This is a genomic window from Comamonas composti DSM 21721, from assembly GCF_000429845.1.
Lineage (GTDB): Bacteria > Pseudomonadota > Gammaproteobacteria > Burkholderiales > Burkholderiaceae_C > Comamonas > Comamonas composti.
The window spans coordinates 78,940-93,837 of sequence record NZ_KE386972.1; the positions used below are offsets into that span (position 1 = coordinate 78,940).

At 65.0% G+C, this 14,898-nt stretch carries 10 protein-coding genes; 4 read left to right on the forward strand and 6 right to left on the reverse strand.

Annotated features, from left to right (window positions below; all coding sequences use genetic code 11):
* The 3 genes from G486_RS0119055 to recA form a co-directional block, all read right to left on the reverse strand.
* Positions 1-3,951: two-partner secretion domain-containing protein (locus G486_RS0119055; protein WP_027016969.1), on the reverse strand; the 3,951-nt coding region annotated here is incomplete at its 3' end.
* A 530-nt stretch (positions 3,952-4,481) separates the two neighbouring features.
* Positions 4,482-4,958 (reverse strand): recombination regulator RecX, encoded by a 477-nt coding sequence (gene recX, locus G486_RS0119060; protein ID WP_027016970.1) that lies wholly within the window; start codon positions 4,956-4,958, stop codon positions 4,482-4,484.
* Between the two features lie 191 nt (positions 4,959-5,149).
* Positions 5,150-6,265, reverse strand: coding sequence for a recombinase RecA (gene recA / locus G486_RS0119065; protein ID WP_027016971.1), 1,116 nt, complete (start codon positions 6,263-6,265; stop codon positions 5,150-5,152).
* Between the two features lie 148 nt (positions 6,266-6,413).
* On the opposite strand from recA, the gene G486_RS0119070 reads away from it, so the two are divergent.
* From G486_RS0119070 to G486_RS0119080, 3 genes are all read left to right on the forward strand, one after another.
* Complete coding sequence (locus G486_RS0119070; RefSeq protein WP_027016972.1) at positions 6,414-6,911, forward strand: MarR family winged helix-turn-helix transcriptional regulator; 498 nt, start codon at positions 6,414-6,416, stop codon at positions 6,909-6,911.
* 96 nt (positions 6,912-7,007) lie between these two features.
* Positions 7,008-7,682 carry a response regulator gene (locus G486_RS0119075; RefSeq protein WP_027016973.1) on the forward strand — a complete coding sequence of 225 codons (675 nt, stop codon included), beginning with the start codon at positions 7,008-7,010 and terminating at the stop codon, positions 7,680-7,682.
* A 288-nt stretch (positions 7,683-7,970) separates the two neighbouring features.
* Positions 7,971-9,428 (forward strand): sensor histidine kinase, encoded by a 1,458-nt coding sequence (locus tag G486_RS0119080; RefSeq protein WP_027016974.1) that lies wholly within the window; start codon positions 7,971-7,973, stop codon positions 9,426-9,428.
* A gap of 134 nt (positions 9,429-9,562) precedes the next feature.
* On the opposite strand, the gene G486_RS0119085 is transcribed toward G486_RS0119080, so the two are convergent.
* The 3 genes from G486_RS0119085 to G486_RS0119095 are packed head-to-tail and all read right to left on the reverse strand — an operon-like array spanning position 9,563 to position 11,688.
* Positions 9,563-10,291: an SPOR domain-containing protein gene (locus G486_RS0119085; RefSeq protein ID WP_027016975.1), complete on the reverse strand. Its 729-nt coding sequence runs from the start codon at positions 10,289-10,291 to the stop codon at positions 9,563-9,565.
* A gap of 27 nt (positions 10,292-10,318) precedes the next feature.
* On the reverse strand, positions 10,319-11,143 hold the full coding sequence (locus G486_RS0119090; protein ID WP_027016976.1) for a biotin--[acetyl-CoA-carboxylase] ligase: 825 nt from the start codon (positions 11,141-11,143) through the stop codon (positions 10,319-10,321).
* Positions 11,140-11,688 carry an SET domain-containing protein gene (locus G486_RS0119095; RefSeq protein ID WP_027016977.1) on the reverse strand — a complete coding sequence of 183 codons (549 nt, stop codon included), beginning with the start codon at positions 11,686-11,688 and terminating at the stop codon, positions 11,140-11,142. Before G486_RS0119095 ends, G486_RS0119090 begins: the two co-directional genes overlap by 4 nt.
* A gap of 120 nt (positions 11,689-11,808) precedes the next feature.
* Between G486_RS0119095 and G486_RS0119100 the strand changes: the two genes are divergently transcribed.
* Complete coding sequence (locus G486_RS0119100) at positions 11,809-14,736, forward strand: DNA topoisomerase III (protein ID WP_027016978.1); 2,928 nt, start codon at positions 11,809-11,811, stop codon at positions 14,734-14,736.
* Positions 14,737-14,898 lie beyond the last annotated feature (162 nt).

The following is a 14,898-nucleotide window of genomic DNA, read 5'->3' on the forward strand; positions in this document are numbered from 1 at the left end:
GGCTGCGTTCTGGCGGATACCGGCGTTGCCAGCCGCCACGCTCAGATCGCCAGAGGCCTGCACCGTATCGAGCAGCAGCCCGCTGGCGCTGGCGATGGCTACATTGGCCCCGTTCAGTGCCACGCTGCCGCCGAATTGGTTGCCCGCATGGCCCAATGCAATGTCGCCCGCCGCACTGAAGCGGCTGCTGCCTCCCACATTGAGGGCACTGCCCTGGGTGATGCCGGCGCTGCTGTCCACCTGTAGCCCCGTCGCCTGCACAGAATCCAGATGCACGCCCTCACCACGCAGATTGGCCTGACCCGATGCCTGTACGCTGGCGATGTCCAGCGTGCCGTCCGTAGCCAGGGACACCATGTTGCCTTGTGCGGTAACAGCACCGTCGAGCTGGTTGGCAGCGTTCCCGAGCAGGACATTGCCTGAAGAGCTCCAGCTGCTTGGCCCGTCGACACGCACGCTGCCCTGCTGAGTGATGTTCCCGCCCAAGGCAGCGACCTCGGCGCTCAGGCCCAGTGCAACGCCGTCCAGCGCCACCGCGTTGCCGGTCAAGGTAGTCGACGAGACGACGTCGGCATTGCGCACGGTGAGCAGGCCGCCCGCCGTCGCGTGCAGCACATCTGCATCCACGCCCGACAGGGACAACGGGCCCTGCGCCGCGATCTGCACCTTGTTGCCAATGAGCTCCACATCACCGCCGAACGCGTTGGCGGTGTTCAGCAGCGTGATGTCGCCGCCCGAAGCGAAGCGGGCCGTTCCGCCGACGCCGTAGCGGCCGCCCTGGTTGATGCTGGCGGTACTGTCTATGGCAAGGCGGTTGCCCACATCCACCGCGACCGTCGACACCGTTGCGGCGGACAGTGAAAGGTCGTGCAGGCGCTCGGCATTGCCGACCGCGCCCAGCAGCGCGATCTGCCCATCGGCGGCGATGGACAGCGAATCGCTGTTGTCCTGCAGCCCATTGACGACGCCGTTGATCTGCACCGAACCGGCCGTGCTGGTCAGGGCGACGTCGCCGACCACGCGGGTGTTGGCCAGGCTGATGTCACCGACGGTGGTGAGATCGGCCGCCAGCTGTGTTTCGGTGGCGGTGGAGCCCAGCGAGCCGATGTCTGCCGTAGCACCCAGCGAGACCGTGCCACTGGCATGCAGCGAAAGTGCATGCGGGCCTTCCAGCGTGCCGGTGAACGCCAGCGCTCCCAGGGTACTGCTGAGGGCGGTATCGCCTTCCAGCACCAGCCTGCCGCTGTAGGACTGGCCACCGAGGGTGGTCAGCAATTGTGGCAGGTAGACCGTATCCGCGCTGGCAATCAGCGAATCCACGTTGAGGGCACCGAAGCGCAGGTCACCGCTGGCCGTGATCTGGGCGGCGCCGCCGCTCAGGGAAACGGCCCCGGCCAATGCGTTGCCGGTGTCCAGCAGCGAGATGCCGCCTGTGCTGGTGAAGCTGCTGGTGCCGGTGACATCCAGGTGGGTGTTGTTCGTCTGGCTGATCGACCCGGTGCTGTTCACCTGCAGCGTCTGCGCATCGACGCTGCCGAGCCGCAGGTTGCCCTGGTTGGCCAGGGTGACATCCTCGCCGTGCAGCGACACCGTGCCGCCCAGCTGGTTCTGGGCATTGGTCAGGACGATGTCACCGGCCACGCTGAACGATGCAGTGCCACCTGCGAGGTAGGCACCGTTCTGCAGCAGCGCGCCATTGCGCACGTTGATGTCCAGTGTGCCGTTGCTGGTGATGCCTGCCCCGGAGAACGTGGCACCGTCGATGCCCACGCTGGCGGCGCTGGCGGCGCTGATGTCGCCGCCCACGATGATGTCACCGCCGGACAGGGCCACGCCGCCGTTGGCCAGGATGGATCCACCTACATCGATGCGCCCATTGCCGGTGCTCGAGATGGCGGTCGAACCCGTGGCCTGCAGTCCGCCCTGCAGCACGATATCGCCGGTGGTGGTGATGCTGCCGCCCAGTTGGGTGCTGCCGGTGCCTGTGCGCTGCAGCGAGGACAGCGCACTGCTGCCGCCAACGCTTCCGCCCAACGTCGCCAGTCCATTGGTTGTGAGCGTGAGTGAACGTGCGCCGCCGGTGCTGTCCACGCTGCCGCCCAGGGTGATGCCCTGGTTGCCGGTGCTAGTCAGCGCCACGTTGGTACCCAGAAGCAGGTTGTCCTGCAGGTCGATGGCACCGCTGGTGGTGATGTCACCGGCCAGCCGCGTGCCGGTGCCGCTGGTGACATTCAAGGCCTGCAGTGCGGTGCTGCCCCCCACGGCACCGGAGAACGTGGTCATTCCGCTGGAGTCGACGGCCAGCCGGTAGCTGCCGTCAATCGTGTCGTTGAACTGGATCGCCCTGCCCTGCAGCGCCGAATTGCCACGCAGTGTCACCGCGGACTGGTAGGTCTGGTCGCCGGTGGTGGTAACCGTGCCGCTCAGATCAATGCTGCCGGCCTGCGCGGCCAGGCTGCGGGCATTGATGTTGCCCAGCCCCAGTACGCCATTGCTGACCAGCGTGATGTCACCGCCGTTGGCACTGACCCCGTTGCCGAAGCTGTTCCCGGCATTGGTCAGCGTGATGTTGGCGCTGCCGGCCTCGATCACGCTGGAACCACCGACCGACAGGGCGCCGCCATTGGACAGGTCGGTGGACGTGGCCAATGTCAGGTCCGAGCCCACGCTGCCGCCGACGCTGCCGATGCGGTTGCCACTCTGCCCCAGGATCACACCGCCCTGGGTGGCCAGGCTCAGCGCCCCCTCCAGCGAGCCGCCGGTCTGCACGGCATTGTTCGCCGCAATGCCGATCGTGTCGGCCTTGATGTCGCCGCCCAGCATCACGTTTCCAGAAGGCCCGCTATCGAACGCGACCGTGCCGGCCTGGATGCTGCCGTCGGTCATCTGGATCGCAACCGGACCGCTCGCCCCCACGCCGGCCACCGCCACCGTTTCGGCGGTGATCGTCGCTGCGTTGATCGCTACCGGCGCCGTGCTGCGGATGGTGAGGCTGCCCTCTCCGGCGTCGATGGCATTGGCGATGATGGTTCCGCCGGTGTTGATGCCGGTGCTGGAAAGACCAGGCCCCATCAGCGCGTTCATGCTGATGTTGCGCGCACTGAGGACGCCGGTGTTGTTGATGCCGGTGCCGGCGAACGTACCGGCTGCCGTCGGCAAGAACGTCAACTGCGACATTCCCGAGGACGACACGTCATTGGTGACCCTGGCGGCGCCGGCCGCGACCAGGTTGATGCTGCCATTGGCCGCCGAGATGATGCCGATGTTGGATACCGCGCCACCGATCAGGCTGATGCCGCCGGAAGCAGCACTCAGGGTCCCGCCGTTGTTGCTGACCACGGCGCCGGTGCCGCCGCCGGCCAGCTCGAAGGTGGACGCAACGCCATTGGCATTCAGCAGCCCGGGCGTGCCGGGCGACAGCGTGCTGGCCAGCAGGCCGCCGACGTTCACGCTGGCGCCGGCATTGAAGGTGATGCCGGCCGGATTGATCAGGAACACCTGGCCGATGGACGTCAGCTCACCGCTGATGAGGCTGGCCGAGCTGCCGGTGACCAGGTTGACCGCCGTTGCCTGTGAGCCCTGCAGCTGGTTGAACTGGACCGTATTGGCAGCGCCGATGTTGAAGCTGCTCCAGTTGATCAGCGCTGCCCGGCTGGTCTGGTCGATCGTCATCACGTTACCGTTGAAGTTGATCGACGCGGAACCCGACACGATGTTGCCGTTCTGCGGCAGGCTCTGAGCCGTGGCCTGTGTGCCTGCGGTCAAAAGCCAGCCGCAGGCCAGCAGCACGGCCGCCTGCAGCGCACCGATGGTCATCTGCGGCGCGCTGGCCTTGCGGCCACGGCTGCGTGAGGCCGAGCCCCCGCGCTGGCGGCCGCGCCGCGTGTGCTCGCTGGCAGCAACCCAGGCGCCCAGGCTGTGGTTCCAGAGAGAGCTGAAGATGTGGTTCATGAGGACTTGGGCAAATGGGCGTTGCCTGTGGGTAGGCCGTGACGGCGGAGGCCTCTGTCAAGGCCAAGGTTCCTGGAGAGCCCCCAGTGCGCGCATAGTCAACGCCGACTGACTCACGGGAAGCTGGGGTGGTATACCAATTTGTGCATTTTGCAAAAAATTGTGTCTTGCGCGTATCCCTGAAATTGGGTATTTGCAACCAGTACATCCTGGTTCCGGGGACGAGGCCTGTTGCGCATGCAGCGAGGCAAGCATGCGCATCTCTCTGCCTTGCCTGGCATTTATCCTGAATTGATAGCAGCCAGCGCTTTCTGGACAAGCGCTAGAGCCCAAAAACATTCAAATATCGTGTTGCTGCAGTTTTTGCCGACGGCTCGCTACGGGCGTCGGCTGGGGCGCGCCTTGCCTTTTGTCTGGCGTTGCGACCTGGCAAGAAGCGCCCAGGCCTTGGCAATGTGCTGGGCGCCCTACTCCTTCACAAGCGCTGGACGGACGCGCGCAGGTTGTGGAGCCAGGGGGAGGGGCGGGCTTCAGATGGGGTCCACGCTGTCGTCGGACGCGGCGTCCATCGCCTCGCGCAGAATGCGTGAGGCGTCGGAAAGGGCGAATCCTCGTGAGGCCATGAAGCGCAATTGCCTGGCCTTTTCCTTGGCATCACCAGGAAGGGTACCGAAGCGCTGGCGCCATACCGCGTGTGCGCGCTCCAGCTCGGTGGCGCGCAGTTGCTCGGCCGTGGCGCGCACCAGCTCGTCGTCCAGCCCCTTGTTGCGCAGCTCCTGGGTCAGGCGAGCCGTGCCAAAGCGTGCAGCCTTGCTGTGGACGATGGACTCGGCCACGCGCTGCTCGCTGATGAAGCCGCGCTGCTCCAGCGCATCGAGCACGGCGGCCAGATCTTCGCCTTCTTGTACATGGGGGGCCAGCTTGCGTTCCAGCTCCCGCCGCGAATGTTCGCGCTGAGCCAGCAATTTGAGGGCCCGGCCTTTGAGCGATAGCTTCGCAAACCCCATGGCTTGATCTCTCCTTGCGCATGATGTGCATGCAACATGAAAAAAAGCGCAGGGCGAACCTGCGCAAAGATGGCAAAACAGATATTTTTCGCGCCGCTTCGCATCGTCCTTCGGGGACAGCCTGAACAGAAGGGCAGCGCCAGCCGGGGCGCTGCGGATCTGGGCTTGGCCTCTTCAGCGGATGCAGGGCATCAGGCCTGGATCACGCCGTCTTCATCGACGGCGGCGTTCTTGTCGCCTTTCTTGCCTTTGGGGGCGGGCTTGGCAGCCTCTTCGCTGGCGGCCACGGGCAAAAGGGAGATGCCCAGGCTGTCGCGCACCTTGTTTTCGATCTCGATGGCCAGCGTCGGGTTTTCGCGCAGGAACTCGCGCGAGTTGTCTCGGCCCTGGCCGATCTTCTCGCCGTTGTAGGCATACCAGGCGCCGGACTTGTCGAGGATCTTGGCGTTCACGCCCATGTCCAGGATTTCGCCCTCACGCGAGATGCCTTCGCCGAACATGATGTCGAACTCGGCCGTCTTGAACGGGGGCGAGACCTTGTTCTTCACGACCTTGACCTTGGTCTCGTTGCCAATCACCTCGTCGCCCTTCTTGATCGAGCCCGTGCGGCGGATGTCGAGGCGCACCGAGGCGTAGAACTTGAGCGCGTTGCCGCCGGTGGTGGTTTCGGGGCTGCCGAACATCACGCCGATCTTCATGCGAATCTGGTTGATGAAGATGACCATGCAATTGGTCTTCTTGATGGTGGCCGTGAGCTTGCGCAATGCCTGGCTCATGAGGCGAGCCTGCAGGCCAGGCAACTGGTCACCCATTTCGCCTTCGATTTCGGCCTTGGGCGTGAGGGCGGCCACGGAGTCGATGACGATCAGATCCACAGCGCCGGAGCGCACCAGGCTGTCGCAGATTTCCAGGGCCTGCTCACCGGTGTCGGGCTGGCTGATCAGGATGTCATTGAGGTTCACGCCCAGCTTCTGCGCGTACTGGGTGTCGAGGGCGTGCTCGGCATCGATGAAGGCGCAGGTGCCGCCCAGCTTCTGCATCTCGGCAATGACCTGCAGGGTCAGCGTGGTCTTGCCCGAGGATTCCGGACCGTAGATTTCGATCACGCGACCGCGCGGCAGGCCGCCGACTCCCAGGGCGATGTCCAGGCCCAGCGAGCCTGTGGAGACGACCTGTATGTCTTGGGGAGCCTCGCCTTCGCCCAGCTTCATGATGGTGCCCTTGCCGAACTGCTTTTCGATCTGGGCCAGGGCGGCGGCCAGGGCCTTGGCTTTTTCACTGTTTGCGGGGGTAGCGGCTGTGCTCATGACGGACTCCTCAGAAATCTGGATTGATGACTATGTGCTTGCATTCAGGCTGGATGCTTGAACAGTAGTTTATGTGCTTGCCTCATCGATTTGTTGATTTATTTGGTCAGTTTTCCTGACTTGTTTTCCACGCAGGCACAATGCCTGCATGAGTGAACTTCTTGCGGTGACGCCGCCTTCCGATGCCTGGCGTCAAACCCATCTGGGGCGCTTGCTGGGCCACAGCATGCGCCGCTTCGATGCGCGCGTGCTGCAGCTCATGGCACGCGATGTGGAGGTGCCGCTGGGCCTGTCCAACCTGGCTGCCCGCGACAAGGTCGGCGCCGCCCATATTCACATCACACGGCATCTGTCCCTGGCCGGAGACCGGCTGACCGACCTGGCCGAGCGTGCGGGCATGACCAAGCAGTCCATGGCCGATCTGGTCAAGCAGTGCGAGGCCTGGGGGCTGGTCACGCGCGAGAACGATGCCCGCGATGCACGCACCCGCCGCGTGTGCTTCACGGCTGCAGGTCTGGCCTGGCTGCAGGCGTTTCGCAATGCCGTGGCCCAGGCCGAGGCCGAGTTTCGCGAAGAGGTGGGGCAGGATGTGGCTGCCGTGGTCGCCCTGGGGCTGGAGGTTTATGCAGGCGGCGGCATGGGCTGAATCTGACTGCCTGTATGCCCTCTACCTACAATAAGCATCTGGGCGCAGCACCGCTATATCCAAAAAACCCACGTGCCGCTCGCAAGGAGACAAACCATGCGTATTTTGATTGCCGAAGACGATCAGGTATTGGCCGATGGCTTGCTGCGCAGCCTGCGCGGCTCGGGCGCCGTGGTCAGCCATGTGGCCAGCGGCAGCGAGGCCGATGCGGCCTTGATGACCAGCAGCGAATTCGATCTGCTGATTCTGGACCTGGGCCTGCCCCGCATGCATGGACTTGAGGTGCTCAAAAAGTTGCGCGGACGTGGAGATGCCTTGCCGGTGTTGATTCTCACGGCCGCCGACAGCGTGGATGAACGCGTCCAGGGCCTGGATTTTGGAGCAGACGACTACATGGCCAAGCCGTTTGCACTGTCCGAGCTGGAAGCGCGTGTGCGCGCCCTCACGCGCCGTGGCATGGGCGGGGCCAGCTCCACCATCAAGCATGGCCCCCTGGTCTATGACCAGGCCGGCCGCGTGGCCACCATGGATGGAAAAATGGTCGAACTCTCGGCGCGTGAGCTGGGCCTGCTCGAGGTGCTGCTGCAGCGCGCGGGCCGGCTGGTCAGCAAGGATCAGTTGGTGGACAGGCTTTGCGAATGGGGCGAAGAGGTCAGCAACAATGCCATCGAGGTCTATATCCACAGGCTGCGCAAGAAGATAGAGCGCGGCCCGGTACGCATTGCCACAGTGCGCGGCCTAGGGTATTGCCTGGAGCGCATCCCTGGGTAGTATGGGCGCCCCCCTGAGCCGCCTTCGGCCCCTTCCCCCCCAAAGGAGGGACGACAACCCCGCTGCGGGGCGGCCCTTGCTCGCAGTCCCAGGCTTTGGGTGGCGCCAGTTCCATGTGTCGTGTCCTCTTGGTGATTCCCTTCGAGCCGCCTGTCCCTCAGGGTGGCGACAGTCTGCGCTCAAGAGGCGGCCCTCGCTTGCCGTGCGCTGTGCCTCGGGCCTTGCCTTTACGCAGCGGCGTACGAACAGAGCGACGTCTGCCATGAAGCCCAGGGGCGGAGCATTCGCATGAGGCTGTTCCAGGGGGAGCAGCGCTCCTTGTTCGGTGAAATCCTGGACTGGATGCTCACGCCGCTGCTGCTGCTGTGGCCCGTGAGCCTGGCCCTGACCTGGCTGGTGGCCCAGGGGCTAGCCAACAAGCCTTTCGATCGCGCGCTGGAATACAACGCGCAAGCCCTGGCCCAGCTGGTGCTGGTCCAGCATGGCAAGGTCTTGTTCAGCCTGCCGCAATCGGCCAGCGAAATCCTGCGCGCCGACGAGTCGGACACCGTGTACTTCCAGGTTCTGGGCGTGAGCGGCGAGTTTCTGGCCGGCGAGCGCGACCTGCCGCGCCCTGCCCTGCCCGACGAGCCGCCGGCCAGCGGCGCGGTGCAGTTGCGCGATGCCGAGTTTCGCGGCATCGATCTGCGTGTGGCCCATGTCTGGGTGCGCATGCCCTTGCCCGACGAGCCGCTGGCGCTGGTGCAGGTCGCAGAGACACGCGAGAAGCGCAGCGTGCTGGCCACGGAAATCATCAAGGGCGTGATGCTGCCCCAGTTCGTGATTCTGCCGCTGGCCGCGTTGCTGGTCTGGTTGGCGCTGGCGCGCGGCATCAAGCCATTGCACCGGCTGGAGGTGCGCATACGCGCGCGCCGGCCCGAAGACCTGTCCCCTATCGCGCACAAGGATGTGCCGCTGGAGGTCGTGCCTCTGGTGGATTCGGTAAACGATCTGCTGGGCCGGCTCGGTGATTCGCTGGCCACCCAGAAGCGCTTTCTCGCCGATGCGGCCCATCAGCTCAAGACGCCGCTCGCAGGCCTGCGCATGCAGGCCGAGCTGGCCCAGCGTGACGACATGAGCACGCACGAGCGCAAGCAATCCCTGGCCCAGATCGCGCGCTCCAGCATCCGTGCCACGCACACCGTGAACCAGTTGCTGGCCCTGGCCCGGGCCGAAGGAGGGGGGCGCGGCCTTGCCATGCAGCCCTGCAATCTGGTGCGTCTGGTCACCGACGTGGTCAGAGACTGCCTGCCGCGCGCCATGGACAAGCATGTGGATCTGGGCTATGACGGCGCAGACTCTTCGGCTGCCGGCGTCTGGCTTCAAGGCAATGCCACGCTGCTCACGGAACTGGTGCGCAACCTCGTGGACAACGCCATCAACTACACGCCTTCGAGCAGCAGCCAGCCAGGCATGGTGACGGCGCGCGTGCTTGCCGATGTGTTTGCAGGCACCGTGCTGCTGCAGGTCGAGGACTCGGGCCCGGGCGTGCCCGAGTCCGAGCGCGAGCTCGTCTTTCAGCCTTTTTATCGGGCCCTGGGCTCGGAGGCCGATGGCTCGGGCCTGGGCCTGCCCATCGTCATGGAAATTGCACGCCAGCATGGCGCCCAGGTTGTGCTCGAAGATGCCCACGCGGGCCAGCAGCCACCGGGTGCATGCTTTGGCGTGCGCTTCAAGGCCTTGCGGTCGAAAATAGATCCCCCCTGAGTCGCTGCGCGCCTTCCCCCTGAGGGGACGGCAGCCTCAGCGTAAGAGCGTGTTCACGATCTCTACGCCGGCGCGCCGCGAGGAGATCGTGAACACGCTCTAAGAAGCGGCCCCTGGCGCCTTTGCGGGCCGGGTCAGCAAGGCTTTAAAGGTCTGGCCTCTAGCGCCTTGCCGCCCAGGGCCTGGATCTGACTGCGCAGCGCGGGTGTGGCGCGGGGCAGGCGCAGGGTGTAGCTGGTGATCTCGGGGCGCTCCTGCACTACGCGCGCCGAGCGCACGCCCTGGCGCGTGAGCTGGGTGAGCTGGCGCGTGGCAGCGTCCTCGCTGGAGAAACGGCCCAGCGAGAGGCCGGGTTCGAGCGTGCCGCCTGCACGGTCAAAATCGATGTTGCGCGCGCGCAGTTCGGCGCGCTTGCGCTCCAGAAAATCCGTGTCGGGGAACTTGCCCATGTAGACCATCCAGCGACCTGGCTGATGCGTGCTCTGCATGTCCCATTGCTTGTCGTTCAGTTGGGCCCCCAGGTCACGTTGCAGGGTGCGGGCCTGCAGCTCGTCAAGTCCCGTGGCCTGCAGGCAGATGCTGGGCTCAGCAGAGGCCTGGGGAGCGGAGTGCTCTGGCGCGGGCGCAGAAGGCGTTTCGGCAGGCACCGCAGGTGATGGCGCGGCCACTGCTTGCGGGTCGCTGGGCGGAGGCGGGCTGTCCGCAATGGCCAGACTCAGGGCCTCGGGCCGGATCTGCCTTTGCAGTCTTTCGGGTTCGTTCTGGCTCTGAGGGGCAAGGCCCAGTCCGGCCAGGTGGCCATGGCTCCAGAAGTAATAGCCGGCATTGGCAAGGACCAGCAGCAGAAAGGTGATTCGCAGCATGCCCTATCTTAGAGCGTGTCCACGCTCTTATTGCGCGCTGGGGCGTACGCTGATCTCGGAGCTGGTCACTGCCTCGACTCCCGTGGCCGTGCGTACCAGCAAGGCCCCGTCGGTCCCCAGGCCCTGGGCCTGGCCGTGGCGGCCGTCGCTCAGGGTCACGGCCCGGTCGCGCAGTATGTCGCGCTGGGCGAAGCGTTCGAGCAGCGGTGCAAAACCCTGGCGTGCAAAGCTCTGTATGTCGGCCACCAGCGGGGGCAGCACGCAGGCCAGGGCCGTGGGCGCATCCAGGCGTTCGTCCATATCGAGCAGGCTGGCTGGCGGGGTGCGCATGCCTTCACCGGGGCGCGACCGGATGTTCAGGCCTATGCCTATGACCACATAGCGGCCTGAGCCCGTATCGTGGCTGCCGCCCACAAAGCTGGCGGTCTCTATGAGAATGCCGCCGAGCTTGCGGTCGCCGTCTATCCAGAGGTCGTTGGGCCACTTGAGCCCTATGCGCGGGCGGCCACTGCCGGGTTCGGGCAAGCGGGGCTGCAGGCTCTGGGCCACGCTCAGGCCCACGGCCAGGGACAGGCCGGACCAGTCGCCGGGCGTGAGGGGCAGGCCCAGGGAAAAGGTCAGCGAATCGCCGGCGCCACTGGTCCACTGCCGGCCCAGGCGGCCACGGCCTGCGGTCTGCAGCTCGGTCACGAGCAGCACCGGGTCGCAGAGGCCCTGGCGTGCACGGCGCATGAGCTCGGTGTTGGTCGAGTCCAGGCTGGGCAGGATTTCCACGGAGAAGCCCGGCAGCAAGGGCTCCACGGCCTGCCACAGGGACTCGGCGGGCCAGTGGATGCTGGTGTCGACCCTCATGCCCTGGCCTTCCCGCTTTTTTTCTTTTTGCCGGCGCTGTTCTTGTCGTCGCCGGGCATGGGCGGGCGCCAGCCGCGCTTGGGCGCGAGCAGGGTGCCACGGCACTCGGGCGCATCGCACCAGCACGGGTAGTCGGCCTTGAGCTTCTTGGTATAGGGCTCGTCGATGATCAGGCCGTAGTCATAATTGAGTTCTTCACCGGCCGCGATATTGCGCAGCGCCGTGATGAAGATCCGGCCATCAACCTCATCGGCATAGCAGTTGGGCGCACAGCTGTGGTTGATCCAGCGCGAGGAGTTTCCGCCATGGTTGGCATCTATGACGCGGTCCTCGTCTATATGAAAATAAAACGTGTGGTTGGGCTGGCTGGGATCATGGGGGTGGCGATCCTGCGCCTCTTGCCAACCTATGATTTCGCCCACGTATTCAATAATGATTTCGCCCTCGGCAATATCCTGCAGGGCGAAAACGCCCTTGCCGTGGACGCCCGAGCGACGTGTCTGAATTCGGCGGCCGGCAAAAGAGGGCAAAGCGGGTCGGGGCATGTTTTCTCTGTGTTAACTTGAACATGCACACATGCGCGTGCGCGTGCATGCGTGAATATTGGATTGTAGGAGCCTGGGGCGCAAAGCGTGGTCCCAGGCCCAGAATGACGAGCACACACAATGACAAAGACTTTGGTGATTGCTGAAAAACCATCGGTCGCACAAGACATCGTCCGTGCACTGACGCCGGTTTCCGGCAAGTTCGACAAGCACGATGAATATTTCGAGAACGAGCAATATGTGGTGACCAGCGCCGTGGGTCACCTGGTGGAAATCCAGGCGCCGGAAGAGTTCGACGTCAAGCGCGGCAAATGGAGTTTTGCCAATCTGCCGGTGATTCCACCGCGTTTTGACCTCAAGCCCGTGGACAAGACCAAGAGCCGGCTGAACGCCGTGGTCAAGCAGGCCAAGCGCAAGGACGTGACCCAGCTCATCAATGCCTGCGACGCGGGCCGCGAAGGCGAGCTGATCTTCCGCCTGATCGAGCAGTACGCCGGCGGCGCCAAGGGGACCTTAAGCAAGCCCATCTCGCGCCTGTGGCTGCAGTCCATGACGCCGCAGGCGATTCGCGACGGCTTCGGCAATCTGCGCAGCGATGCGCAAATGCAGGGCCTGGCGAATGCTGCGCGCAGCCGCTCCGAGGCCGACTGGCTGGTGGGCATCAACGGCACGCGCGCCATGACGGCCTTCAACTCGCGCGACGGCGGCTTTTTCCTGACCACCGTGGGCCGCGTGCAGACGCCGACCCTGTCCCTGGTCGTGGAGCGCGAGGAGAAGATCCGCAAGTTCGTGAGCCGCGATTACTGGGAGGTGCATGGCGCCTTTGATGCCCAGGCCGGCCAGTACCTGGGCAAGTGGTTCAACCCGCAGTGGAAGAAGAGCGAGGACGCCGAGGCCAAGGCCGACCGCCTCTGGAACAAGGCCGAGGCCGAGGCCATTGCTGCGGCCGTGCGCGGCAAGCCCGCGACAGTGACCGAGGAGAGCAAGCCCACGACCCAGACCTCGCCTGCGCTGTTCGATCTGACCAGCCTGCAGCGCGAGGCCAACGGCAAGTTCGGCTTCTCGGCCAAGACCACGCTGGCCCTTGCGCAAAGCCTGTACGAGCGCCACAAGGCGTTGACCTATCCGCGTACCGACTCGCGCGCCCTGCCCGAGGACTATCTGCCCGTGGCGCGCGAGACCTTTGCCATGCTGGCCACCAGCCCCATGCGCCACCTCTCGCCCTTTGCCCAGCAGGCACTGGACGAGGGCTATGTGCGGGCCACGAAGAAGGTCTTCGACAACAGCAAGGTCAGCGATCACTTTGCGATCATCCCGACCACGCAGGCGCCCGCCGGCCTGTCCGAGGCCGAGCAAAAGCTCTATGACCTGGTCGTGCGCCGCTTCATGGCCGTGTTCTTCCCGAATGCCGAATACCAGGTGACCACCCGCATCAGCAAGGTGGAGCAACACAGCTTCAAGACCGAGGGCAAGGTGCTGGTCAAGCCCGGCTGGCTTGCCATCTACGGCAAGGAGGCGGCGAACGAGGTCGAGGACGGCAAGGCCGGAGAAAAAGGCCAGCCCCTGGTGGCCGTGCGCCCCGGGGAGCAGCCGCTCATGCGCGATGCCGAGGTCAAGGGCCTCAAGACCAAGCCACCCGCACGCTACTCCGAAGCCACGCTGCTGGGCGCCATGGAAAGCGCGGGCAAGCAGATCGACGATGACGAACTGCGCTCTGCCATGCAGGAAAAAGGCCTGGGCACGCCAGCCACGCGCGCAGCCATCATCGAAGGCCTGCTGACCGAGAAATACATGCTGCGCGAAGGCCGCGAGCTGATTCCCACGGCCAAGGCCTTTCAGCTCATGACGCTGCTGCGCGGCCTGGGCGTGCACGAGCTCTCGCGTGCCGAGCTCACGGGCGAATGGGAATACAAGCTCGCACAGATGGAAAAGGGCCAGCTCTCGCGCGAGGCCTTCATGCAGCAGATCCAGGCCATGACCGAGAAGCTGGTCAAGAAGGCCAAGGAGTACGACCGCGACAGTATTCCCGGCGACTACGCCGTGCTGCAGACGCCGTGTCCCAATTGCGGTGGCGTGGTCAAGGAAAACTACCGCCGCTACAGCTGCACGGGCGCCCGCGAGCAGGATGCGGGTTGCGGCTTCTCGTTCACCAAGTCGCCTGCAGGCCGCACTTTCGAGCCTGCCGAGGCCGAGACCTTGCTGCGCGAGCGCCGTCTCGGGCCGCTGGAGGGCTTTCGCTCCAAGGCCGGCTGGCCGTTCACGGCCGAGGTTGCCATCGTGCGCGACGAGGAAAACAGCAACTACAAGCTGGAGTTCGATTTCGGCGACGATGCGGCATCCGATGAGTCCGGCGAACTCGTGGACTTTGCGAGCCAGCAGCCCCTGGGGCCCTGCCCCAAGTGCGGCTCGCCGGTGTTCGAGCATGGCGCCAACTACGTCTGCGCCAAGGCCGTGCCCACGCTGGCCCAGGCCACGCCCAGCTGCGACTTCAAGAGCGGCCAGATCATCCTGCAGCAGCCCATAGAGCGCGAGCAGATGAGCAAGCTTTTGCAGACCGGCAAGACCGACTTGCTGGAGAAGTTCGTCTCCAATCGCACGCGCCGCAACTTCAAGGCCTTTCTGGTCTGGGACGGTGCGGCCGGCAAGGTCAACTTTGAGTTCGAGCAGCGCGACAGCAAATATCCACCGCGCAAAACGGCTGCCGCCAAGACGACTGCTACCAAAAAAGCAGCTGCCAGCGCAGGCAGGACAAGCGCTGCAGCCAAAAAGACTGCAGTAAAAACCGCCAAGGCGCCGGCTGCCAAGAAGCCGCGCACCGTGAGCGCCACCCTGAAGCCCAGCGCCGAGCTTGCAGCCGTGATCGGCGACGCGCCGACCTCGCGCCCCGAAGTCATCAAAAAGCTTTGGGAATACATCAAGGCCAACGGCCTGCAGGATGCGACCAACAAGCGCGCCATCAATGCCGATGCCAAGCTGCGCGCCGTGTTCGGCAAGGAGCAGGTCAGCATGTTCGAGCTCGCGGGCATCGTCGGCAAACACGTGACCTGATCCGGCGCCTGGTTCTGCAGCGCAGCAGAGCCAGGCCCTTGGCGACTGTGATTGCGGAGCGCACGGCCTCGCATCCCATTTGCAAAGACACTCGCGCGGCCCTGCGCGGCACCATTGCGAAAGCGAACAAGTCCATCCTGCAAGCTCCGGGAGGCTTGCTGG